Origin of the sequence: Morganella morganii, from assembly GCF_019242955.1 — a bacterium.
Classification (GTDB): domain Bacteria; phylum Pseudomonadota; class Gammaproteobacteria; order Enterobacterales; family Enterobacteriaceae; genus Morganella; species Morganella sibonii.
The window spans coordinates 2207717-2232623 of the sequence record NZ_CP066129.1 but is presented as its reverse complement, the minus strand read 5'-3'; the positions used below and the strand labels follow the sequence as shown (position 1 = coordinate 2232623).

The following is a 24907-nucleotide window of genomic DNA, read 5'->3' as shown; positions in this document are numbered from 1 at the left end:
TCCGCCTTACTGATAGTCGCTGACAGACTGTGATTGTGTAAATAACTGGTAGAACCGGAACAGATAAATAATGACCAGTCCGCTGATGACATTATTAATAAACAGAATAAGGGTCATCAGAATATGTTCATTGGCTATAGGAAGTTTACTAAGAAACACTACGGATGCCTGTTTCAGGGCAAACCAGATTAGAATAGCAGGCAGAAGTACTCTGATATTTTTCAGTGCAATATTCCCGCTGATTTTTATGGCGGTAAATACGCTGTTCTTTTCGGTGAACATAATGATCGGTGCCAGCGCCAGTAACATCGCCAGAATTAATCCCGGCAGATACATGGCGACCAGTCCGAGCGCAATCACCAGTGAACAGATCAGCAGCAGTACCAGCATGCGCGGAATGCGTCCGGCAGATCCGGTGATTGCCTGTAAAGCGGAAACAGATTGTCCCTGTGATGCACTGAAAATCAGGAAAATCATGGCAGTCACGAAGACCGCATTACCCAGCAGGGAGCTGAAGATAGTGCCCAGACCGGTTTTCAGCATCTGCCACTGGTCATCGGAGGTCAGTGTTGCAACTGCCCGCTGAAATCCGCCGGAACCCTCGGTGGCATAGGTGGTTTCCAGGGCGCGGATAAGTGCCAGCCCGTTGGAATTCCAGGTCAGCAGCACATTGAGCCCGACAGTAACTGCGGCGGTGAGCAGCGAAATAATCAGAACGGACATCAGCTGATTGCGGAAAAAATTAAGGCTGTCACGGGCGAGAACCGGCACCGGCATGGACATGGAACAACTCCTGTAAAGCGTGGAATAAAAATATGGGTGCAATTGTAAAACAGTATGGCGGGAATTGTAACCTGTTCGTCAGGCGGAAATACAGTGATCAGACGGAATATCAGGAAATATAAAACGTAAAAATCACATATCATTAACAATAGTAATACAAATTTTTTCTGATGAACACTACGTGATATGTTTTATAAATTGACATAAAACTGAAAAAGACTGATTGCAGTAAAAATGAAAAATGCCGTTTTTGATATATATCAATAAATGAAAGTATCACCATGGAATAATAATTTAGATCTTTGCGTAAAATGTGATTTTTATTTAAATGTTGTGATCTGTCTTAGATCATAATTCGATTTAAGGTTGTATATTTCAAACTGTACTTATTGTGTTTTTTTTTTTTTTTTAGGATGGGATAGATAATGAAAAAACTTTCTGCAGTGTGTTTAGCACTGGCAACTGTTTTACCGTCAGTTTCAATGGCACACCAGGCCGGTGATTTTATCGTGCGTGGTGGTACTGCGACTGTGCGTCCGAATGTCAGCTCCGATAATGTTCTGGGCTTTGGTTCTTTTGAAGCAAATAATAATACCCAGTTAGGTTTAACGTTCAGTTATATGATCACCGATAATATCGGTGTGGAATTACTGGCTGCTACACCGTTTGAGCATAAAATTTCTGTTCCGGCAGCAGGTGAAATTGCAACAGCCAAACATTTACCGCCAACCTTAATGGCACAGTATTATTTTCGTACCCCGGAAGATAAACTGCGTCCGTATTTAGGTGTGGGTGTTAACTATACCTTCTTCTTTGATGAAGGATTTAACGATACCGGTAAAGGCGCAGGTTTAAGCGACCTGAGTATGAGCAGTTCATGGGGTGTGGCGGCACAGGCTGGTCTGGATTATGAATTAGACCAGAACTGGATGCTGAACGCTTCTCTCTGGTGGATGAACATCAAAACAGATGTTGATTTCAAAGCCGGTGGTGCCAACCAGTCTTATAAAACGAACCTCGACCCGTGGGTATTCATGTTCGGTGTCGGTTACAAATTCTGATAATCCCCCTTATCAGCATCATAAAAAATGGCGCAATAATAATTGCGCCATTTTTATATCCGGTAATCTGTTATTCAGAGTCACCGCAACTTCATGGAGTTAATCACAACCTGTACACCCGGCACTTTGCGCGCGGTATTTACTGCCAGGTTGGCTTCTTTCTCTGAAGAGACAAATCCGCTCAGCTGCACTTTACCTTTAAACGTTTCCACGCTGATTTGAGTGGATTTTATACCTTTCTCACCCAGCAGGGCTGTTTTTACTTTGGTGGTGATGACGGAATCATCAAAATAGCCCCCGGTACCTTCACTGGTGGAAGTCGGGGCACAGGCGGACAGGGTGAAAGCCATAAACATGACAACAAAAAATGAGGTAACTAATTTCATGTACTTCATGATGTTCTCCTAATTACCGGCACGGATAGCAGAATAATATGTGCCTGACCCTTTTAGTATTAATGAAAACCAAATGTTTCTCAACAAAAAATAACCCGCTGTTAACAGCGGGCCGGGTGAAAACTTATAATTGCGTTGCGTTTTTCATTTTCTGCGTAAATTCCCGCAGTTTCTGACACATCACAGGGACATTATCCAGATTTGCGGCGATGATTTTTACCACAGCCGAGCCGGAAATTGCCCCGGCGGCACCATTGCGCAATGATTCCTGCACTTGTTCCGGTTCGGAGATCCCGAATCCCTGAACCGGCGGGGCGGCATTCAGTGCGGTCAGTTTTGCGGTCAGGTCGGCCAGGGATTTCTCCGCCCGCTTTTCTGTCCCGGTCACACCGGCACGGGAGAGCAGGTAGGTATACCTTTTCCGGCGGCAGCCAGTGTTTCCAGTAACTTATCATCCGCATCCGGCGGGCAGATAAAGACCGGTGCGATATTATTTGCCAGTGCGGCATCACGGAACGGCTGAGATTCATGCAGCGGCACATCGGCGATCAGCACGGAATCCACACCGGCGTTTGCAGCGGTTTCATAAAACTGTTCAATGCCGTTATGAAACACCAGATTGGCATACATCAGCAGCCCCACCGGCAGTTCAGGATACTTTGCACGGATTTGTGAAATCAGTTCAAAGCAGCGTGCCGGGGTCATACCGGCGGCAAAGGCGCGCAGGTTAGCATCCTGAATCACCGGGCCGTCTGCCAGCGGGTCAGAAAACGGAATGCCGATTTCCAGAGCATCGGCACCACCGGCCACCAGCGCATCGATAATTTGCAGGGAAACGTCAGCAGACGGATCACCCAGAGTGACAAACGGGATAAACGCACCCTGATTACGGGACTGCAAACGCTGAAAAAGTTGTTCATACCGGCTCATCAGAAATCACCTCTTGCTTTAAAAATGTCATAAACAGTGAAAATATCTTTGTCTCCGCGACCGGAAATATTGACGATAAGAATTTGTTCTTTCTCCGGATTTTCACGGATCATTTTCAGTGCGTGTGCCAGGGCATGGGAGGATTCCAGCGCCGGGATAATGCCTTCCTGACGGCTCAGGGTTTTGAATGCGTCCAGTGCCTCATCATCGGTGGCGGAAACATAATCCGCCCGGCCGATAGCATTCAGATATGCGTGCTGCGGCCCGACAGACGGGAAGTCCAGACCGGCGGAGATAGAGTAAGATTCCTCGATCTGACCGTCTTCTGTCTGCATCATCGGTGATTTCATACCGAAGTAGATACCAATGCGGCCATGTTTGAGTGGTGCACCGTGTTCGCCGGTTTCAATGCCGTGTCCTGCCGGTTCGACACCGATCAGGGCAACAGATTCATCCGGAATAAACCCGGCAAACGCACCGATGGCGTTTGAACCGCCGCCGATACAGGCGATCACCGCATCCGGCAGGCGGCCTTCGCGGGTGAGGATCTGCGCGCGGGCTTCATCACCGATCATACGCTGAAATTCGCGGACAATAGTCGGGTACGGATGCGGGCCGGCCGCTGTGCCTAATAAATAGTGCGCACGGTCATAGTTGCCGCTCCAGTCGCGCAGTGCCTCATTACAGGCATCTTTCAGGGTGGCGGAGCCGCTGTGTACCGGAATGACTTCCGCGCCCATCAGCCGCATACGGAATACGTTTGGTGACTGACGTTCCACGTCTTTTGCACCCATATACACGCGGCATTTCAGGCCGAGCAGTGCGCTGGCCAGTGCGGCTGCCACACCGTGTTGTCCGGCACCGGTTTCGGCAATAATTTCGGTTTTACCCATCCGTTTTGCCAGCAGTGCCTGGCCGAGTACCTGGTTGGTTTTGTGCGCGCCGCCGTGCAGTAAATCTTCACGCTTCAGATACAGTTTGGTTTTGCTGCCTGCCGTCAGGTTTTTGCACAGCGTCAGGGCAGTCGGCCGTCCGGCATAGTTTTGCAGCAGATCGGTAAATTCACGCTGAAATTCCGGGTCTTCCTGAGCAGCAATAAAGGCATCTTCGAGCTGATCGAGAGCCGGGATTAAAATCTGCGGCACAAACTGCCCGCCGAATTCACCAAAGTAGGGATTTAATTTACTCATTGTTTTCTGATCCTTTTTCTTTTCAGTCGTCAGTCAGGCAACTTGCTGATGTAATTGATTAAATATTTGACGGAGTTTCTCTGCATCTTTAATACCGGGGGCGGACTCCGCACCGGAGTTAAAATCCAGCCCGGCGGCACCGGAGGCGGCTGCGGAGACACAATTTTCCGCATTCAGCCCGCCTGCGAGGGTAAAAGGTACCGGCAGTGAGGGCGGCAGGGTCTGCCAGTTGAACGTCTGCCCGGTACCGCCTTTGCCGTTATCCAGCACCAGCCGCACCACGCCGTCCGGAACGGTGATGTCCGAACCGTGAGACATATCCAGCGCTTTCCAGATCTCACACGTCGCCGGGAGATGTAATCGCAGCAGCGCGATATCATGTTCATCCTCATCACCGTGTAACTGAACAGCGTGCAGTTTCAGGCGGCGTGCAACGGCAGCGATATCTGCCGGGTCGTGGTTGCGGAATACGCCGATATACGCCAGCGGTGCTCCGTGCATCACCTCTGCGGCCTGAGTTTCATCCACATAACGCGGCGATTTGCCGACAAAAATCAGTCCGCCGAAAGCCGCACCGGCATCATAAGCTGCACGGGCATCTTCCGCGCGGGTCAGGCCGCAGACTTTGTGTTCGCCGTAAATCAGGCGGCGGATAGCCAGATCCAAATCCGGCTGCGCCATAATGGCACTGCCGATCAGGAATCCGTCAGCATGCGGGCGTAATTCGCGGATATGCTGATGTGTGGTAATGCCGGATTCACTGATAACAATGCGGTCAGCAGGGATGTGCGGGGCAAAATCCGCAGTCCGGCGGCGATCAATGGACAGGTCACGCAGATCACGGTTATTAATACCGATAACCTGCGCATCCAGGGCAACAGCGCGGCTCAGTTCTTCTTCCGTACTGACTTCTGTCAGCACCCCCATATTGAGGGAGTGTGCCAGTGTGGACAATGAGTGATAGTCCGCATCATTTAGCACCGAGAGCATCAGCAGGATCGCATCCGCGCCGTAGTGACGGGCGAGATACACCTGATAAGCATCAATAATAAAGTCTTTGCACAAGACCGGCTGTGTGATCAGTGCGCGCACCTGCCGCAGATAGTCATGTTGTCCCTGAAAATACTTTTCGTCCGTCAGTACCGACACTGCGGAGGCATACGGGGCATAAGCCGCCGCGATTTCACTGAGATTAAAATCCTGACGAATCAGCCCTTTGGACGGAGATGCTTTTTTACACTCCAGAATAAAGGCGGTGTCCGCATCGCGCAGTGCCTGATAAAAATCGCGGTCACTCAGCGGCAGGTTATCCGCGAAGCTCAGTAACGGCTCCTGTTTTTTCCGTGCAATCAGGGAAATACGTTTGTCATTCACGATTTGTTCTAATACGGTGCCTTTCATGGTTTATCCTCTCGCGGCCAGGGCGGTGACGCGCTCAAAGGCGTTACCACTGCGGATCATTGCCAGCGCATGCTGTGCATTATCCTGTAAATCTTCGTTATCATTGAGTTTCATCAGCAGGGCGACATTGGCGGCCACCGCATGACTCTGGGCTGCTGTGCCTTCTCCCTGCAATAACCGGGTCAGCAACTGACGGTTTTCTTCCGGGGTGCCGCCGCGCAGTTCCCGCATGTCATAACCCGGCAGGCCGAAGTCTTCTGTGGTCAGGCGGTATTCACGGATCTCCCCGTGATGCAGCTCGGCCACCTGCGTCGGCGCATGCAGGGAGACTTCATCCATCCCGCCGCTGTGCACCACGGCGGCGCGCTGATAGCCGAGAACTTTCAGGGTTTCCGCGACAGGCCGGATCAGCGCCGGGCTGTACACGCCAATCAGGGCAACCGGTGGCCGGGCCGGGTTGATCAGCGGGCCGAGGACATTAAATAATGTACGGGTTTTCAGCTGCTGACGCACCGGTGCGGCGAAACGGAAGCCGTCGTGATAGTGCGGGGCAAACAGAAAACAGACACCGACATCATCCAGTGCGCTGCGGGATACATCCGCCGGGGTATCCAGTGCGATCCCGAACGCGTTCAGTAAATCGGAAGAACCGGTTTTACTTGATACGCTGCGGCTGCCGTGTTTGGCGACTTTGATCCCGCAGGCTGCCGCCACAAAAGCACTGGCCGTAGAGATATTGATACTGTCAGAGGCATCACCGCCGGTACCGACAATATCACTGAAACGGTAATCCGGGCGCGGGAAGGCACGCGCATTGTTCAGACAGGCCTGCGCGGCACCGGCGATTTCATCCGGTTGTTCACCGCGCATTTTCATGCTGATCAGAGCCGCCGCCAGCTGGGTTTCACTCAGCTCACCCCGGATGATGGCGGAAAATAATTCCCGGCTTTCTGCCAGTGTCAGTGTTTCGCCCCGGTAAAGTTTTTCAAATAATGTTTGCATCTCTCTGTTCCTTAATCTGTTTTTTTATCTGTTTTTCAGGTTGAGTTATGCCTGTGCCCACGCCAGGGTATTGGCCAGCAGGGCTGCACCGTCCGGTGTCAGAACGGATTCGGGATGAAACTGTAAACCGCAGACTTTGTCCTGTTCATGGCGGACGGCCATCACAATATTGTCGCTGGTGGCACACACGGTCAGTGTTTCCGGGATGATTTCTGCCGCCAGGGAGTGATAGCGTGCCACTTTCATCGGGTTCGGCAGACCGGAAAACATGGATTGCTCATCGTGATGCAACTGGCTGGCTTTACCGTGAAGCACCGCACCGGCGTGGCTGACTTTGCCGCCGTAGGCCTCCACAATGGCCTGATGCCCCAGACAAATACCGATCACCGGATAACGGCCTCTGACACGGCTCAGCACGTCCGGCTGGCATCCGGCATCTGCTGGCTTTCCCGGTCCCGGAGAGAGCACCAGTACCGGATTTTCCATTGTTTCCAGGGCGGCAAGAATGACATCCGCCGGTACACGGTTACGGTAAATCACCACCTGATGCCCCTGAGCACGGAACTGATCGGCCAGGTTATAAGTAAAGGAATCGACATTATCGAGCAGTAAAATATCAGCCATCAGAATGTCTCCTCTGCATGATGGGCGCGGGTGATGGCGCGGATCACCGCGCGGGCTTTGTTGCGGTTTTCATCGGCTTCCGCCTGCGGGTCGGAATCCAGAACCACGCCGCCGCCGGCCTGCACTGTGGCAATACCGTTTTCGACATAGGCAGAGCGGATGACGATACAGGTATCAAACGTGGTATCGCCGCGAAAATAGCCGACTGCGCCGCCGTAGCTGCCGCGGCGGACTTTTTCTGCCTGTGCAATCAGTTCCATTGCGCGGACTTTTGGTGCGCCGGTGAGTGTACCCATGTTCATGCAGGCCTGATAGGCATGAAAAATATCAAGGTCACCACGTAATTCGCCGGTGACACGGGATACCAGATGCATAACAAAGGCATAGCGATCCACTTTGGTCAGTTCCGCCACACTGCGGCTGCCCGGACGGCAGATACGGGCGAGGTCGTTGCGGGCCAGATCCACCAGCATGAAATGCTCAGCCAGCTCTTTCTGGTCAGTACGCAGATCCAGCTCCAGACGGCTGTCTTTATCGGCATCGACTGAACCGTCTGCTGACAGACCGCGCGGACGGGTGCCGGCAATCGGGTAGATTTCAATCTGATTGGTCAGCGGGTCATATTTCAGGGCACTTTCCGGCGATGCACCGAACAGGGTGAAATCCGCATCCTGCATAAAGAACAGGTACGGGCTCGGATTACGGGTTTTCAGTTCGCGGTAAGCGGCCATCGGAGACGGACACGGTAACTGAAAGCGGCGTGACGGCACGACCTGGAAAATATCACCCTGAACGATGGACTGTTTTAACTGATTAACGATAGTGCAGAAATCCGCATCTGAATGTGACGTTGTCACGTTGATGTCAACCGGTGCGACAGTGCCGGATGCGGTTACCGGTTGTGCCAGTGCGGTTAATATCTGCTGATGCTGCTCAGTCAGGCGGGCTTGTTCTGTTGCATCCGCTGTAAAAGTCAGGGAGATGAGCTCGCTGGTCTGCTGCTGGTGATCGATGGTCAGCAGCGTTTCTGCCAGATAAAAGCAGTAATCCGGACAGCGGTTGGTGCGCTCAACCGCCGGCAGTGCTTCAAATGCAGCGACCAGGTCATAACTGAACAGTCCGCCGCAAAACAGGGTGTGTCGCTCATCTGCCTGTGACGGCAGATTCATCAGAGTACGCAGCACATCAAAGACAGAGGCGGCACGCAGACGGGTATCTTCATCCGCATAAGCATCCGGGGCCGTGAAGTGCAGTGTCAGCGTGTTCCCGCTGATTGTTCCGGCGGACAGGCGATCCTGTAATACCGGCAGCAGTGCCGCGCCATTGGCGGTCAGGGCTTCTGCGGTCACGGTGTGTCCGGTACAGCGGATACGCAGCGCGCTGTGCAGAACCAGCATGCTTTTTAAGTTTGCTCTGGACGCGATTTCGGCGGATTCTAATAACAGCGTTGCAGGGCGCTGTGCACAAAGTGCGGTAAATACCGCCGCCGGGTCGGGCTGATAAGCCGGATAATCTGTCCGGATATGTTGTCTGAAAATCGTGCTGACCATAATAATTACCTTGCTAAGTGAATTTTTGCCATAAAAAAACCCGCCACGGGGGCGGGTTCTGTGCTTTGGTACAGCCGGTTAACTGACATGCACGCACAACCATTCCGCCCGACGGGAAAGATTGCGCCACCAACGATTGTTCAGTTTGTGCATGTTCATGGGATGTCCTTAGTATAAACAGTGATTACAGATAACTCGTTCTGCGTACTAGTTAACTAGATCGAGATTGGTGTGTCAAGGCTTTTTGTGGAATACTGTGCTGCCCGCAAAAAGGCGGGTGATGAAATGTCATGAGGTCACCTCAGACAAAGCGTTGTCAGAACAGAAGGGAGACGCGATGGAGCCGGAAAATACAGGTCTCGACCTGTCGTGCTATGATTTACACAGCCATACCACTGCGTCAGACGGCATGCTGACACCGGAGCAGTTACTGGACAGAGCCGTTGAGATGGGCGTGACCGTGCTGGCAATTACCGATCACGACACCACGGATGCACTTCCGGCGGCGCATCATTATCAGCAGGCAAATAATTTGCCGCTAAAAGTGATTAATGGTGTTGAAATATCAACACTTTGGGAACATCATGAGATCCATATTGTCGGACTGAATATTGATATTACCCATCCGGCAATGACAGAATTACTGGCGCAGCAGTCAGCGCGGCGCCGGGCACGCGGCATGCTTATCAGTGAACGGCTGGCAAAGGCCGGGATTGAAGGCACCTGGGAAGAGGCGAATGCGCTGGCTCAGGGCGGAGAAGTCACCCGCGGACATTTCGCCCGGGTATTGATTGCCCGCGGCGTGGAACCGACGATTCCGAAGGTGTTCAAACGCTATCTTGCCCGCAACAAAACCGGCTATGTGCCGCCGCAGTGGTGTGATATTCCTGATGCGGTGAAAGCGGTTCATGCCGCCGGCGGGCAGGCGGTGCTGGCACATCCCGGGCGTTATGGTTTATCTGCAAAGTGGCTTAAACGTCTGTGCGGTTTCTTTAAACAGGCCGGGGGCGATGCCATGGAAGTGGCGCAGTGTCAGCAGGCTCCGGATGAGCGCCGGACACTGGCGCAGTATGCCGTAACATACGAATTAAAAGCCTCCCAGGGCTCCGATTTTCATCAGCCGTGTTCGTGGATAGAACTGGGCCGTAAATTGTGGTTGCCGGGTGATGTGATACCAATCTGGCAGGATTGGTCATTGAAGGATTAACAGAGGAAACAACATGGGCCAGATGTTTTATATCCATCCGGATAACCCGCAGGCACGCCTGATTAGCCAGAGCGTGGATATTTTTAATAAAGGCGGTGTGGTGATTTACCCGACCGACTCCGGTTATGCCATCGGCTGCCGCCTGGAAGATAAAGATGCGTTACAACGGATCTGCCGCCTGCGTCAGATAGACAGTAACCATAACTTTACCCTGATGTGCCGTGATTTATCGGATATCTCCACGTATGCGCATGTGGATAATACTGTATTCCGTTTAATCAAAAATAATACGCCGGGCAATTACACCTTTATTCTGCGGGCGACAAAAGAAGTACCGCGCCGTCTGATGAGTGAAAAACGTAAAACTATCGGTCTGCGTATTCCGTCGAATCCGATTGCGATGGATTTACTTGCCGCAATGGGACAGCCGCTGATGTCGGCCAGTCTGATTCTGCCGGGTAATGATTTTGCGGAATCTGACCCGGAAGAAATTAATGATACCCTGGGCAAACAGGTTGACCTGGTGATCCACGGTGGTTATATCGGTCAGCAGCCGACCACAGTAATCGATCTGACTGACGACGTACCGGTGGTGGTGCGTGAAGGAACCGGAGATGTCACGCCGTTCCGGTGATTGCGGTGAGCGTCAGATGTGTAAAATGCGTTAGCGCCGTGCATTAACCTGTGTATAATGCTGCGGTTGATTTTTATGACGCCTGTGAAGGCGACAGCAGAGGGTGCTCAATGAGCCAGAAAACAGAAAAGTTACAAAAGGTGTTAGCGCATGCAGGGCATGGCTCACGCCGCGAAATTGAAAGTTATATCGAAGCGGGCCGTATCTCTATTGATGGCAAAACCGCCACACTGGGTGACCGTATCGATGTTAATACCAACGCCAAAATCCGCCTTGACGGCCGGGTTTTAGGTATCAAAGATGCACAGAAAAACCCGTGCCGGGTGCTGGCTTATTATAAGCCGGAAGGGGAATTATGTACCCGCCACGACCCGGACGGCCGTCCGACGGTTTTCGATCGTCTGCCGCGCATTCAGGGAGCCCGCTGGATTGCGGTCGGCCGCCTGGATGTGAATACCAGTGGTCTGCTGCTGTTCACGACTGACGGGGAACTGGCAAACCGCCTGATGCACCCGAGCCGTGAAGTGGAGCGTGAATACGCGGTCCGCGTTTTCGGTGAAGTTGATGATGCCAAACGCAATCAGCTGCTTAAGGGCGTTCAGCTGGAAGATGGTCCGGCCTCGTTCCGTTCACTGAAATTCAAGGGCGGGGAAGGTATCAACCAGTGGTTTAACGTCTCGCTGACAGAGGGGCGTAACCGCGAGGTCCGCCGGATGTGGGAAGCGGTCGGTGTGCAGGTCAGCCGCCTGATCCGTGTCCGTTATGGTGATATCGATCTGCCTAAAGCGCTGCCCCGCGGCGGCTGGGTGGAACTGAACCTGGAAAAAACCAACTATCTGCGGGAACTGGTGGGCCTGTCACCGGAAACCACCACGAAGGTTTCAGTGGAAAGTGATAAACGCCGGATCAAAGCGAATCAGATTCGCCGTGCGGTAAAACGTCACTCACAAATAGGCACCACCGCATCAAAACGTAATTCCGGGCGTCCGGCATCAAGCCGACAGGGCACCGGAAATACACAGAAACGCCGTACCGGTAAATAATAATCCGGTGATATAAAACCGGTATTTCTGTTATTTCAGTCTGAATCCGCGTTTATAAACGTCCTGTGTTCAAAACACGGGACGTTTTTTTACAGGGATCATGCAAATACCTGCCGGGTGAGTTAAAATAATCAAAACACTATTTTCCGCCGGTGAATAACCGGAAAACAGCGGTTTCTCTGCGAGGAGATGATTATTGCGATAACCCGATGCGGTCTGTTAACGCTCATCTTTCTGCTTTCCGGATGCGGTGACGGAACACAGCGTGATACGCCAGAGCTGAGCCGGTATTACTACAGTAATATTACCGGGGATGACCTGTTTTTTACGGTAAACGGAAAAAGTTATCATCTTGCACACGATTCGGAGGGAATTACGTATCTGCCCTCCGGTCTGAATAAGCTGGAGACCCCGCAGGGACAGCAGATTTCCTTTCTGGCGTATCCCGGGAACAGCGGCGGAATCCTGAATCCGTCCCGTGCCCGTTATTATTCTTACACCATCCATGACGGTGATACATTGTATTCGCCGCAGTTTAACTCTCTTATTAAGACGTTTAAATTTGACGGCCATTATTATCAGGGGCCATTGCAGACCAGCAATGCAGAAATTATCGATAATAATATGTTTAAATGCCGTTATTTTTCTGATATTCCCGATATTAAGGCCGTTCTGGATAAATTTGTCGCCGGTGAAAAGGGAATGGTAACCGTCTGTATGAATGAGAAAGAGTTTCGCCGCTTTCTGGAATACAACCCGCGCGGTGTCAGTTCATTGCCTGATGACACGGTGATCAGGCCGGAACAGGATGCGGATATCAATAATCATATCCGCCTGCGCGACATTCAGTTTCAGGATCCGGAATTGCGTCAGGCTGCGGCGGAAATAACCGGGATTATGGCGGAGTTTCAGAATCAGACGGATGTGACCAGAAAATATGAAATATACAGCCGTTATCACAGGGTACTGATGCGGATGGCAAACTATTACCGTCAGTTATTACTGCACAGTGATAAAGAGAATAAAACGGATAAAGAAGAGAGCCGGAAATTCAGTGATTTCATACAGGAAACCGGTGAGATATTTGGTGCCGGGGTTTTATTGCTGAAAGCGGATGACGCGTCCCCGGCACACTGACGTTACTGTCTTCTGTTACTCCGCCGGTCCGGCTTTGCGGCCCGGCTGCGCATCATAGCTGATCCCGTTCTTACCGGCGCTGTCGTCACACATCACATATAAATAGGTCGGCATAATATCCGCCGGGGTTTTCAGTTTTTCTGACGCCTCATCCGGGAATGCGCCCGCACGCATGGATGTACGGGTGCCGCCGGGGTTAATGCAGCTGACGCGCAGGCCGGTACCTTCATATTCCTGCGCCAGAACCTGCATCATACCTTCAGTGGCAAATTTGGAGACGGCATACGCCCCCCATCCGGCACGGCCTTCGCGGCCGACACTTGATGATGTGAATACCAGCGAGCTTTGCGGGGATTTCAGCAGCAGCGGTAACAGTGCCTGTGTCAGTATAAAGGTACCGTTGACATTCACCTGCATCACATCCTGCCATAACGCTGCCGGCTGTTCTGTGAACGGGGCGACCACGCCCAGAATTCCGGCATTGTGCAGCACACCGTCCAGACGCGGAATTTCCTGTTCCAGCATCGCCGCAAACTCACGGCCCTGCGCTTCTGTCAGCGTCAGCAAATCCTGATGAAAGATACGGGGTGTTGTTTTATAACGCTGGGCAATTTCATCGCGGACAGCCTGTAATTTGGATTCTGTCCGGCCGGTCAGAATCAGTTCCGCACCGTAGCAGGCATAGGTCAGGGCGGCTTCACGGCCGATTCCGTCACCGGCACCGGTTATCAGTATGATTTTATTTTTCAGTGCATCAGGGGAGGACGGGGAAAAGCGGGATACATCATTATTATGCATGGTGATAACTCCGGAAAAACGAATGGACGGATATCACATCTCTGAGAGGGTGTGAATCCGTTTTCATCATACCGTCCTCAGGGCGTGATTGCCATCAAGGGTTACAAAACTAGTTGAGCATTTATCAAATTTTTTAGTTAAAATAGCTCCATTCAATTTAACAGCATTAAGGTGTGCCGGTGGAGTTTCTCTCACAATACGGTTTGTTTCTTGCGGAAACCGTAACTATTGTTCTGGCAATCATTGCCATTGTCGTGTTTTTTGTCATGCTCAGTATCCGTAAAGGGCAGTCTTTAGGTAAATTACGTCTGACTGATCTGGGTGAAAATTACCGTGACAGACAGCGTGAAATGCAACATGCGCGCATGAGCGAAGCAGAGCAGAAAGTCTGGAATAAAGCGTTTAAAAAACAACAGAAAAACGAAGATAAAAAAGACAAAAATAACGCCAAAAACGGGCAGACCCGCCTGCGCAAATCCTGCATCTATGTGGTCGATTTTAAAGGCAGCCTGGATGCTCACGAAGTGGAATCGCTGCGCGAGGAAATCACGATTATTCTGTCTGTGGCCGAACCGGGCCTGGATGAAGTCCTGGTGCGTCTGGAAAGTCCGGGCGGACTGGTACATGCCTATGGTCTGGCAGCAGCTCAGCTGACCCGTCTGCGCGAGAAAAATATCCGTATCACCATCGCGGTGGATAAAGTTGCAGCCAGCGGTGGTTATATGATGGCGTGTGTGGCGGATAAAATTGTGGCGGCACCGTTTGCCATCCTGGGATCGATTGGTGTGGTGGCTCAGGTGCCTAACATCCATCGTCTGCTGAAGAAAAATGATATTGATGTGGAAATGCATACTGCTGGTCAATATAAGCGCACGCTGACATTCATCGGACAAAATACCGATGAAGGCCGTGAGAAATTCCGCCAGGAGCTGGATGAAACGCACGTTTTGTTCAAAAACTTTGTCTCTCAGAACCGTCCGTCCCTGGATATTGAAAAAGTGGCGACCGGTGAGCACTGGTACGGTACTCAGGCGAAAGAGCTGGGACTGGTTGATGAACTGGCAGTGAGTGATGATTTAATTGTTGCGGCAATTCCGGATCACGAAGTTATTCAGGTACGTTATTTCCGCCGTAAGCGTCTTATCGATAAAATCACCCAGAGTGTGATGATGAGCGCGGACCGTCTTATTCTCCGCTGGTGGCAGCGCGGGAACGGACCGGTCGGAAAATAACCGGCGCAGTATAAATAACGGCAGCGAAAGCTGCCGTTATTCTTTGCAGATTATTATTCTGCCGGTGATTATTCCGGCGGCCTCCGGTTAATCTGCCAAATGATATTGTTCTGACAGAACGTGAGCGAGATGTTTAAACATATTAAAGACGGCCGCACTTTTGAGTGTCGGCAGGCCCTGGTCGTCTAAAAAGTATTCACCTTTAAAAACCAATACGCCGGATTTCTGTTCAACATCATCAGCCTGCATGCCTTCCAGAAAATCCTCATGTTCCTGTATGATTTTATTGGCTTTTTCTAACAGCTCTGGCTTACTGATGGCGATGGTTTCTTTTTGCATTCTGTGAACTCCTTTGAAAAATAATTTGTTGCGCATCACTATTTATCAGGTAGAGTGTGAACTTTTCAAGAGCCCCGCAAACTGGCGGGAAGACTATTTGCGTAATACACTCCGGTGACGGCGATATTAAAAATACATCATTTCCTGACAGATGTTTTGAGTTGAAACAAAGCATTAGTATAAAAAGAGTTGATCTATTACGAAAGTGCCTCAATATAAAAGGCAGTGTATTTGACGCAAAAATTGGCGTTTTTATAATCGCCCCGAAAATTTAGGTAATGATAATTATGGGTAAAGCTCTTGTCATCGTGGAGTCCCCGGCAAAAGCCAAAACGATTAACAAGTATCTCGGCAAAGACTACGTGGTGAAATCCAGCGTCGGTCATATCCGGGATCTGCCGACGAGTGGTTCAGCGAGCCGTAAACCCGCTGCTGCAGGCGATAAAACGAAAAAAGTTAAAAAAGACGAACGCACAGCGCTGGTCAGCCGGATGGGTGTTGACCCGTACCACGGCTGGGAAGCGAATTATCAGATTCTGCCGGGTAAAGAGAAGGTTGTTTCTGAGTTACAGCACCTGGCCGCCGATGCATCACACATCTATCTCGCAACGGACCTTGACCGCGAAGGGGAAGCCATTGCGTGGCACCTGCGGGAAGTGATAGGTGGTGACGACAGTCGTTTCAGCCGGGTTGTCTTTAACGAAATCACCAAAAATGCGATAAGCCAGGCGTTTGAGCAGCCGGGCGAACTGAATATTGATCGGGTGAATGCCCAGCAGGCGCGCCGCTTTATGGATCGCGTTGTGGGTTATATGGTTTCTCCGCTGCTGTGGAAGAAAATTGCCCGTGGTTTATCTGCCGGTCGTGTGCAGTCCGTCGCAGTGCGTCTGATTGTTGAGCGCGAGCGCGAAATCAAAGCGTTTGTGCCGGAAGAATACTGGCAGATCCACGCACTGCTGTCTGATAAAAACGATCAGCTGCGCATGGAAGTCGCGCAGGAAAACGGAAAAACCTTTAAAGCAGTCAATGAGAAACAGGCACTGGCGGCTGTCAGCAAGTTACAGGCTGCCACCTTCAAAATTACTGACCGTGAAGACCGTCCGACGTCCAGCAAGCCGGGGGCACCGTTTATTACCTCCACACTTCAGCAGGCCGCGAGTACCCGCCTGAGCTTTGGTGTGAAAAAAACCATGATGATGGCACAGCGTCTGTATGAAGCCGGTCACATCACTTATATGCGTACCGATTCCACCAACCTGAGCCAGGATGCTATTACGATGGCGCGTGACTATATCACTGAGAATTTCGGTGATAAATATCTGCCTGCCTCACCGAATCTGTACAGCAACAAAGAGAACTCCCAGGAAGCGCACGAAGCTATCCGTCCGTCTGATATCGCAGTAACGGAAGAGATGCTTAAGGATATGGAGCCGGATGCACGCCGCCTGTATCAGCTTATCTGGCGTCAGTTTGTCGCGTGTCAGATGACACCGGCTAAATACGATTCCACCACACTGACCGCGGAAGCGGGCGATTTCACACTGAAAGCCAAAGGACGCACGCTGCGTTTTGACGGCTGGACCAAAGTGATGCCTGCGCTGCGTAAGAATGATGAAGATAATACCCTGCCTGCGATTGCACCGGGGACAATCATGACACGTGAAGCGATCGATCCTGTGCAGCACTTCACCAAGCCGCCGGCGCGTTTCAGTGAAGCGTCGCTGGTTAAAGAGCTGGAAAAACGCGGTATCGGGCGTCCGTCCACCTATGCGTCAATTATTTCCACCATTCAGGATCGCGGTTATGTGAAAGTGGAAAACCGCCGTTTCTATGCCGAGAAAATGGGTGAGATTGTCACCGATCGTCTCGAAGAAACGTTTGCGGAACTGATGAACTACGATTTTACCGCGCGGATGGAAAACCAGCTCGACCATATCGCCAACAATGAAGCGAAATGGAAATCCGTCCTGGATGAATTCTTTGCCGATTTCAGCAAACAGCTGGATAACGCGGGCAAAGATCCGGAAGAAGGCGGCATGCGGACGAACCCGATGATCATCACCTCGATCATTTGTCCGACCTGTTCCCGTCCGATGGGGATACGTACTGCTTCCACCGGGGTATTCCTTGGTTGTTCCGGTTATGCACTGCCGCCGAAAGAGCGCTGCAAGCAGACTATCAACCTGATCCCGGAACATGAAATCCTCAATATCCTTGAAGGGGATGATGCGGAAACCAATGCACTGCGTGCCCGCCGCCGCTGCCCGAAATGCGGCACCGCGATGGACAGCTACCTGATCGACACCAGCCGTAAACTGCATGTCTGCGGTAATAACCCGGAATGTGAAGGGTACGAAGTCGAAGAGGGTGAATTCCGCATTAAAGGGTATGACGGCCCGGTTGTTGAGTGTGAAAAATGCGGTTCTGAAATGCACCTGAAAATGGGGCGTTTCGGTAAATACATGGGTTGTACCAACGACGAATGTAAAAATACCCGCAAAATTCTGCGTAACGGCGAAGTGGCTCCGCCGAAAGAAGATCCGGTCCCGTTACCGGAACTGCCGTGCGAGAAGTCAGATGCATACTTTGTATTGCGTGATGGTGCAGCCGGTATCTTCCTGGCGGCACATAACTTCCCGAAATCACGGGAAACCCGTGCACCTCAGGTGGCAGAACTGGTTCGCTTTAAAGATCGCCTGTCTGAGAAAATGCGTTACCTGGCTGATGCGCCGGTCGCTGATCCGGACGGCAATCCGACAACGGTCCGCTGGAGCCGTAAAACCAAACAGCAGTATGTGGCATCCGATAAAGACGGCAAAGCGACCGGCTGGTCTGCATTCTATATCGACGGCAAATGGGTTGAGAAAGCCAAATAATCTGTCGTTATAACGTTCTGCTGTCACAATAATAAAAACCGGTCAGGAATTTTCCTGACCGGTTTTTTTATGCCGGAAACAGTGATCTGACGGTGTATTGTACGGCAGACAGTGATTAATAGCTTTTTGTTATAAGCATTGATGAAAACGGCCTAAGAAGAGGGGGCCGCGATTTTCCGTACTTTTCCGCGCGAAGCGCTGTATAAGGGTATTAGCCTGTTATATTTTGACTGGTGTCAGTGCAGTTTTTGTTATATCGTCGAAGAATAGAATAACGTTATAACAATTTGCTCACTTATTCTTTTTAGTAATAATAAAGATGAAAAAGAAGTAAGCAATGTCAAACCTGCACGGAAAGGAATAAGCGGATGAAATTACAGCAGCTGCGCTATATTGTGGAAGTGGTTAATCACAATCTGAATGTCTCCTCGACTGCTGAGGGGCTGTACACATCACAACCCGGTATCAGTAAGCAGATACGGATGCTGGAAGATGAGCTGGGTATGCAGATTTTTGCCCGCAGCGGTAAACATCTGACGCATGTGACACCTGCCGGGGAGTCGGTTATCCGTATCTCCCGCGAGGTGCTGGCAAAAATTGATGCCATCAAAGCGGTTGCCAGCGAACACACTTATCCGGAGCAGGGAACGCTGAGTATCGCCACGACGCATACCCAGGCGCGTTATGCACTGCCGCCGGTGATTAAAGGCTTTATCGAGCGTTATCCTCACGTTTCTCTGCATATGCATCAGGGGACGCCGACACAGATCGCAGAGGATGTCTGCAAGGGCAACAGCGATTTTGCTATCGCGACAGAAGCGCTGCATTTGTACAACGATTTGATTATGCTGCCGTGCTACCGGTGGAACCGGGCTGTGGTAGTCCGCCGTGATCACCCGCTGGCGCAGCGGCGTGATCTGACCATCGCTGATATCGCGGAATATGAAATTGTCACCTATACCCACGGTTTTACCGGGCGTTCAGAACTGGACAACACCTTTGAAAAACAGGGGCTGAAGCCGAAAGTGGTCTTTACCGCCACGGATGCGGATGTGATTAAAACCTATGTCCGCCTCGGGCTCGGGATCGGGATTATTGCCAGCATGGCGGTTGACCCGGAGACCGATAAAGACCTCGTCAGTATCGATATGCGGGATAAATTCAGTTACAGCACCACAAAAATCGGTTTCCGGCGCGGCAGTTTCCTGAGAACGTATATGTATGATTTTATGTGGCGTTTCGCACCGCATCTGACGCGGGATGTGGTGGATAAAGCGATTGCGCTGCGTAATAATGAAGACATCGAAGCTATGTTTAAAGACATTTCGCTGCCGATCGTCTGAATACACATTATCAGGGGAACTGATGACAAAATTATCCGTACTGACGGGTGTTGTTCTGCTTGCTGCCGGGTTGTTTCCGGCGGCAGTTTCTGCATCCGCAACACCGGCCGCACCCGTCTGCAAAGAAACGGTGCGTGACCCGGAAAGCTATGATTCAACAGATGAATGTTACTACAAAAACAGTAATCTGGTGCAGACTTACGGGATCTACCGCAGCACAACCGGAGAACCGAAAAACCTGACAGAAAAACTGACTCCGGGCACAGATCGCGCTTTCACGGATTATGGTGATACGGTCAGTCTGGAATATAAATGGCAGGGTAACAATCACCTGACGGTGACTCAGTTATTTAACGGTGGTCTGGATACGATCACATTTGAGGATGACGGGCAGGGAACCCGGGTTATCACGGCGTACAGCCCGGATTAATTATCCTGCAAAATTGTTAGTTTTAGTTACATTGAATTAACAATTTGTGTGGCTGACCCCGCAAAGAATACGGGAATATGGTATCTTTATAATGAAAATAATAAGGAAGATACCTGTTTAACCCGTACACTCTGTGTGGAGGCGTTATGTCGTTAACCTTAAAGCAACAGTGTGAAACCCTGCTGACGGCGGGCGGAAAGCACTACCATATCTATGATCTCTCCCGCCTGGCAGAACAGCTCGGCAATATCAGTAAACTCCCTAAATCCCTGAAAGTTCTGGCTGAAAACCTGTTGCGTAATCTCGACGGTGACAGCGTACAGGTGCGTGATTTACAGGCGCTGATTGACTGGCAGAAAACCGGCTCGGCTGACCATGAAATCGCTTTCCGGCCTGCCCGTGTCCTGATGCAGGATTTTACCGGTGTCCCGGCCGTAGTCGATCTGGCGGCGATGCGCCAGGCTATCCGTGTGCTGGGCGGCGAGGAAAGCAAGGTGAATCCTCTGTCACCGGTCGACCTGGTTATTGACCACTCGGTGATGGTGGATGAGTATGCCAGTGAGCAGGCATTTGCCGATAACGTGGCGATTGAAATGTCACGTAATAACGAACGCTACCGCTTCCTGCGCTGGGGACAGCAGGCATTTGACCGTTTTCGTGTGGTGCCGCCGGGTACCGGGATCTGCCATCAGGTTAACCTCGAGTACCTCGGGAAATCAGTCTGGTATGAAACCCGTGACGGTAAAACCTATGCCTATCCGGATACCCTGGTCGGGACAGATTCCCACACCACGATGATTAACGGCCTCGGGGTGCTGGGCTGGGGTGTGGGCGGTATTGAGGCGGAAGCGGCTATGCTCGGACAGCCGGTGTCGATGCTGATCCCGGATGTGGTCGGCTTTAAACTTACCGGCCGTTTGCGTGAGGGGATCACGGCTACCGACCTGGTACTGACAGTGACACAAATGCTGCGCAAACACGGTGTGGTGGGCAAATTTGTTGAGTTCTGGGGGGACGGTCTGGCGCAGTTACCGCTGGCTGACCGTGCCACCATCGCTAATATGTCACCGGAGTATGGCGCGACCTGCGGTTTCTTCCCGGTGGATGATGTCACACTCGGCTACATGCGTCTGACCGGCCGCAGTGATGAAGAAATCGCGTTGGTGGAAGCTTACTGTAAAACACAGGGCTTGTGGCGTCACGAGGGCGATGAGCCGCGCTTTACCTCCGGGCTGGCGCTGGATCTGGCGGAGGTGCAGACCAGCCTCGCCGGACCGAAACGTCCGCAGGACAGAGTCGTGCTGGCGCAGGTGCCGGGCGCGTTTCAGGCTGCGGTTGATCTGGAACTGAATAAAAAATCACCGGCGGCGAAGGTTCCGGTTTCTCTGCACGGTGACGATTTTACCCTTGAAGACGGCGCGGTGGTGATCGCCGCTATCACGTCCTGTACCAACACATCGAACCCGGGTGTACTGATGACCGCCGGTCTGCTGGCAAAAAATGCGGCAGAAAAAGGGCTGACCCGTAAACCGTGGGTGAAAACGTCCCTTGCGCCGGGTTCGAAAGTGGTAACCGATTATCTGAATGCTGCCGGATTCACGCCATATCTGGATCAACTGGGATTTAATCTTGTCGGTTATGGTTGTACTACCTGTATCGGTAACTCCGGACCGCTGGATGCGGAAATTGAAACTGCCATCAAAGGTCATGATCTGACGGTCGGTGCGGTGTTATCCGGTAACCGTAACTTTGAAGGGCGCATCCATCCGCTGGTGAAAACCAACTGGCTGGCGTCTCCGCCGCTGGTGGTGGCTTATGCACTGGCCGGTAATCTGCACTGTAATCTCGAAACCGATCCGCTGGGTTATGATAAACAGGGCAAGCCGGTGCTGTTAAAAGATATCTGGCCGGATAATGCCGCGATCGCCGCCGCGGTGGAAAAAGTGAAAACGGAGATGTTCCGCAAAGAGTATTCCGCAGTCTTTGACGGAGATGAGCAGTGGCAGTCACTGCCGGTGGAAAATACCCCGACTTACCAGTGGCAGCCGGATTCCGCCTATATCCGCCATCCGCCGTATTTTGAGGGCATGCCGGTTGCACCGGCACCGGTGAAAGATGTGAAACAGGCGCGTATCCTGGCGATCCTCGGCGACTCTGTGACCACTGACCATATTTCTCCGGCGGGGAATATCAAAGCAGACAGTCCGGCGGGACGTTATTTACAGGCACTCGGTGTGAAACCGGCCGATTTTAACTCCTACGGCTCGCGACGCGGTAACCATGAAGTGATGGTACGCGGGACATTTGCCAATATCCGCATCCGCAATGAAATGGTGCCGGGCACAGAGGGCGGATTTACCCGTCATATACCGACCGGGGAAACACTGGCTATTTTTGATGCCGCAATGCGTTATCAGGCGTCAGGAACGCCGCTGGTGGTGATTGCAGGTAAAGAGTACGGTTCCGGCTCCAGCCGTGACTGGGCGGCGAAAGGAACCAATCTGCTGGGTGTGAGAGTGGTGCTGACGGAATCCTATGAACGCATTCACCGCTCCAACCTGATCGGTATGGGGATTCTGCCGCTGGAGTTTCCGGCAGGAACGGATCGCCGCACACTGGGGCTGACCGGAGATGAACTGATTGATGTCAGCGGCCTGGACAGCGTCACACCGAAACAGATTGTGCCGGTGAAAATCACGTATGCAGACGGACGGGTGACTGAACTGAATGCGCTGTGCCGTATCGATACGCAGACTGAGCTGGAATATTACCGCCACGGCGGCATCCTCTGTTATGTGATCCGCCAGATGCTGGCGTAACGTTAGTCAGGCGGATAAAAAAACAAAGCGCGGTATTTTTGCCGCGCTTTTCTGTTTTTACTTTTTGCAGGTGAATCAGTGATTACAGCCCGGAGACTGGCACAGCATATGTCCCATTTTCTCCGCTTTGGTATCCAGATAATGGGCATTAGCCGGATTACGGCCGACAATCAGCGGCACACGTTCAGTAATGTTGATACCGGCCTGAGTCAGAATCTCGACTTTTTCCGGGTTATTGGTCAGCAGGCGGATGGCGTGCACATCCAGTAATTTGTACATATCAGCACACAGCGTGAAATCACGTTCATCCGGTGCAAATCCCAGCTTCTGGTTTGCTTCAACGGTATCCAGCCCGGTATCCTGTAACGCATAGGCACGGATTTTATTCAGCAGACCAATATTACGGCCTTCCTGACGGTGATACAGCAACACACCACGGCCTTCTTCTGAGATCTGCTTTAACGCGGCTTCCAGCTGGAAACCACAGTCACAGCGCAGGCTGAACAGAGCATCACCGGTTAAACATTCCGAATGGACACGGGATAACACCGGCTCATCACCGCTGATATCACCGAACACCAGCGCCACGTGATCGTGACCGGTGGCGATTTCTTCAAATCCGACCATTAAAAACTCCCCGAACGGGGTAGGTAATTTTGCCTGTGCGACACGTTTTAACTGCAACTCTTTATTCATGATTTATTAACTCATTGATATAAATATCTTTATTTAAACGCACATAATCGTATTGGCGATGTTATTATCTGCGTTGCCCGGGAAGTGAAACTGACATTTCTTTTCCGGGTCAAATAACTGAACATGACCATAGTAGTACATCAGTTTGACAAAATAATATTTATTTTTAACGGAATGATTTAACCCGGATGAAAAACCTGACAAAACCCTTTATCGCCGCTGTCATATTACTGATGCTGGTACCGCTGGTGACACTGCTGACCGGCTGGCGCTGGCAGCCATCGGGTGACGATGACCTGCTGCGCGGCCTGCGGTATCTGACTGACACGGCGGCGTATCCGACGGGAATCATCGTATCACTCATCTTTTGTTTTCTGTTTGTCCGTTTGTATCGCGGCAGCAAAAAACAGGCACTGCGTGCAGCCGCCGCCATTCTGGTGGTTGTGGCCGCCGGGCAGGGCGTGAAAGTGGCGATGAAAAACACGCTTCAGGAGCCGCGGCCTTATGTGGTTTGGCTGGCACAACAGGGTATTGCATCAGAGAAAGTGTTTTATGACCTTTCCCGGCCGGAGCGGGCGCAGTTGCTGAAAAATACTCTTAAAAATCATTACCGCGTACCGGGCTGGCTGCTGAAACACTGGAAAAGTGAAACCGGTTATGCTTTTCCGTCCGGTCATGCATTGTTTGCAAGTGCCTGGGCGCTGATACTCTTTGTATTTTTCAGTGTTCAGGGACGCCGCGGGCTGGCCGGCGTGATCCTGCTGTGGGGCATTCTGGCAGAGTACAGCAGGCTGGCGCTGGGGATGCACTGGCCGTCCGATATCATTATGTCGGTGATTATTAATGCAATACTGGCAGGGCTGTTTTTCCTCTGGCTCAGTAAACAGGATCAAAATGGCATGCAGCCGCCGCCACTGGCCTGAAATCATGTTATTATGGGCGGTGTGGAACCGGTTGCCGGTAATCTGTGCGGATACCGGCAGAAAAGCGAAAAAAACTCGGGAACACAACAAATTACTTTTATTCTCCCCGGGGTAAATGGTAACTTAAGGGGTTAGTGCGTCTGCAAGGAGCAGGCGTGAAATGCAAGCCTGATAATAGGAACGCCGGTGAAATATTTTCTGATTTTTATCCTTGTACTGGTGGTTTTCATCATTTCGGTGACACTGGGCGCAAATAACGATCAGGTAGTCACATTTAATTATCTGATTGCGCAGGGACAGTATTCTGTATCCACCTTGCTGGCCGTGCTGTTTGGTATCGGTTTCGTGCTGGGCTGGATTGTCTGCGGTCTGTTTTATTTACGTCTGCGGTTATCGCTGGCACGTGCCCGGCACCGGATCAAGCGTCTGGAAGCTGACCAGACGGTGCAGTCTTCCGGTTCGGTTGCGCTGCGGGACACCACTAAGGAATAAGC

General features: G+C 51.6%; 20 protein-coding genes and 2 pseudogenes. 12 read left to right on the top strand and 10 right to left on the bottom strand.

All coding sequences use genetic code 11. From position 1 onward, the window contains the following. Nucleotides 1-6 precede the first annotated feature (6 nt). Nucleotides 7-783, bottom strand: a complete 777-nt coding sequence (locus JC793_RS10305; RefSeq protein ID WP_166707928.1) for a YciC family protein — start codon at nucleotides 781-783, stop codon at nucleotides 7-9. 425 nt (nucleotides 784-1208) lie between these two features. On the opposite strand from JC793_RS10305, the gene ompW reads away from it, so the two are divergent. Next, nucleotides 1209-1844: an outer membrane protein OmpW gene (gene ompW / locus JC793_RS10300; protein WP_046893438.1), complete on the top strand. Its 636-nt coding sequence runs from the start codon at nucleotides 1209-1211 to the stop codon at nucleotides 1842-1844. Nucleotides 1845-1924: 80 nt separating this feature from the next. Here the strand turns inward: ompW and JC793_RS10295 are convergent, their stop codons facing one another. From JC793_RS10295 to JC793_RS10265, 6 genes and pseudogenes are all read right to left on the bottom strand, one after another. Next, on the bottom strand, nucleotides 1925-2239 hold the full coding sequence (locus tag JC793_RS10295; protein WP_107680228.1) for a BON domain-containing protein: 315 nt from the start codon (nucleotides 2237-2239) through the stop codon (nucleotides 1925-1927). 124 nt (nucleotides 2240-2363) lie between these two features. Next, a pseudogene (gene trpA, locus JC793_RS10290) lies at nucleotides 2364-3169 on the bottom strand (tryptophan synthase subunit alpha). Continuing rightward, the gene (gene trpB, locus JC793_RS10285) at nucleotides 3169-4359 is read right to left on the bottom strand and encodes a tryptophan synthase subunit beta (protein ID WP_052927582.1); all 1191 of its coding nucleotides are present in this window, start codon (nucleotides 4357-4359) and stop codon (nucleotides 3169-3171) included. The pseudogene trpA and the gene trpB overlap by 1 nt, the downstream one beginning before the upstream one ends. Before the next feature lie 33 nt (nucleotides 4360-4392). Further along, nucleotides 4393-5760 carry a bifunctional indole-3-glycerol-phosphate synthase TrpC/phosphoribosylanthranilate isomerase TrpF gene (gene trpCF / locus JC793_RS10280; protein WP_218426141.1) on the bottom strand — a complete coding sequence of 456 codons (1368 nt, stop codon included), beginning with the start codon at nucleotides 5758-5760 and terminating at the stop codon, nucleotides 4393-4395. Between the two features lie 3 nt (nucleotides 5761-5763). Next, nucleotides 5764-7386 (bottom strand): annotated as a pseudogene (gene trpD / locus JC793_RS19600) (bifunctional anthranilate synthase glutamate amidotransferase component TrpG/anthranilate phosphoribosyltransferase TrpD). Further along, on the bottom strand, nucleotides 7386-8936 hold the full coding sequence (locus JC793_RS10265) for an anthranilate synthase component 1 (RefSeq protein ID WP_166707924.1): 1551 nt from the start codon (nucleotides 8934-8936) through the stop codon (nucleotides 7386-7388). The pseudogene trpD and the gene JC793_RS10265 overlap by 1 nt, the downstream one beginning before the upstream one ends. 337 nt (nucleotides 8937-9273) lie before the next feature. Here JC793_RS10265 and rnm point away from each other — a divergent pair, with 337 nt between their 5' ends. The 4 genes from rnm to JC793_RS10245 all read left to right on the top strand — a co-directional run bounded on the left by rnm (nucleotide 9274) and on the right by JC793_RS10245 (nucleotide 12957). Continuing rightward, entirely contained in the window at nucleotides 9274-10143 is an 870-nt protein-coding gene (rnm, locus tag JC793_RS10260) for an RNase RNM (protein WP_218428399.1), read from the top strand. 13 nt (nucleotides 10144-10156) lie between these two features. Next, the gene (locus JC793_RS10255) at nucleotides 10157-10777 is read left to right on the top strand and encodes an L-threonylcarbamoyladenylate synthase (protein ID WP_054423742.1); all 621 of its coding nucleotides are present in this window, start codon (nucleotides 10157-10159) and stop codon (nucleotides 10775-10777) included. A 110-nt stretch (nucleotides 10778-10887) separates the two neighbouring features. Then, nucleotides 10888-11820: a 23S rRNA pseudouridine(2605) synthase RluB gene (rluB, locus tag JC793_RS10250; RefSeq protein WP_046893429.1), complete on the top strand. Its 933-nt coding sequence runs from the start codon at nucleotides 10888-10890 to the stop codon at nucleotides 11818-11820. A 189-nt stretch (nucleotides 11821-12009) separates the two neighbouring features. Then, a complete protein-coding gene (locus JC793_RS10245; protein WP_218426140.1) occupies nucleotides 12010-12957 on the top strand; it encodes a hypothetical protein in 948 nt (315 codons plus the stop codon). A 15-nt stretch (nucleotides 12958-12972) separates the two neighbouring features. Here JC793_RS10245 and JC793_RS10240 read toward each other — a convergent pair whose 3' ends face one another. Further along, nucleotides 12973-13755: a YciK family oxidoreductase gene (locus JC793_RS10240; protein WP_218426139.1), complete on the bottom strand. Its 783-nt coding sequence runs from the start codon at nucleotides 13753-13755 to the stop codon at nucleotides 12973-12975. 179 nt (nucleotides 13756-13934) lie between these two features. Here JC793_RS10240 and sohB point away from each other — a divergent pair, with 179 nt between their 5' ends. Then, nucleotides 13935-14987, top strand: a complete 1053-nt coding sequence (sohB, locus tag JC793_RS10235) for a protease SohB (RefSeq protein ID WP_046893611.1) — start codon at nucleotides 13935-13937, stop codon at nucleotides 14985-14987. A gap of 87 nt (nucleotides 14988-15074) precedes the next feature. Here the strand turns inward: sohB and JC793_RS10230 are convergent, their stop codons facing one another. Further along, entirely contained in the window at nucleotides 15075-15326 is a 252-nt protein-coding gene (locus JC793_RS10230; protein ID WP_046893426.1) for a YciN family protein, read from the bottom strand. 287 nt (nucleotides 15327-15613) lie between these two features. Here JC793_RS10230 and topA point away from each other — a divergent pair, with 287 nt between their 5' ends. The 4 genes from topA (at nucleotide 15614) to acnA (ending at nucleotide 22794) form a co-directional block, all read left to right on the top strand. Next, entirely contained in the window at nucleotides 15614-18202 is a 2589-nt protein-coding gene (topA, locus tag JC793_RS10225) for a type I DNA topoisomerase (protein ID WP_166707921.1), read from the top strand. 368 nt (nucleotides 18203-18570) lie between these two features. Further along, a complete protein-coding gene (gene cysB, locus JC793_RS10220) occupies nucleotides 18571-19545 on the top strand; it encodes an HTH-type transcriptional regulator CysB (protein ID WP_046893425.1) in 975 nt (324 codons plus the stop codon). 22 nt (nucleotides 19546-19567) lie between these two features. Continuing rightward, complete coding sequence (locus JC793_RS10215) at nucleotides 19568-19975, top strand: hypothetical protein (RefSeq protein ID WP_182108181.1); 408 nt, start codon at nucleotides 19568-19570, stop codon at nucleotides 19973-19975. A gap of 146 nt (nucleotides 19976-20121) precedes the next feature. Continuing rightward, a complete protein-coding gene (gene acnA / locus JC793_RS10210; RefSeq protein WP_218426138.1) occupies nucleotides 20122-22794 on the top strand; it encodes an aconitate hydratase AcnA in 2673 nt (890 codons plus the stop codon). A gap of 75 nt (nucleotides 22795-22869) precedes the next feature. Here acnA and ribA read toward each other — a convergent pair whose 3' ends face one another. Further along, nucleotides 22870-23478, bottom strand: a complete 609-nt coding sequence (gene ribA, locus JC793_RS10205; protein ID WP_024473150.1) for a GTP cyclohydrolase II — start codon at nucleotides 23476-23478, stop codon at nucleotides 22870-22872. A gap of 200 nt (nucleotides 23479-23678) precedes the next feature. On the opposite strand from ribA, the gene JC793_RS10200 reads away from it, so the two are divergent. Then, nucleotides 23679-24413, top strand: a complete 735-nt coding sequence (locus JC793_RS10200; protein ID WP_218426137.1) for a phosphatase PAP2 family protein — start codon at nucleotides 23679-23681, stop codon at nucleotides 24411-24413. 186 nt (nucleotides 24414-24599) lie between these two features. Next, on the top strand, nucleotides 24600-24905 hold the full coding sequence (locus JC793_RS10195; protein WP_015422730.1) for a LapA family protein: 306 nt from the start codon (nucleotides 24600-24602) through the stop codon (nucleotides 24903-24905). Nucleotides 24906-24907: the final 2 nt, after the last annotated feature.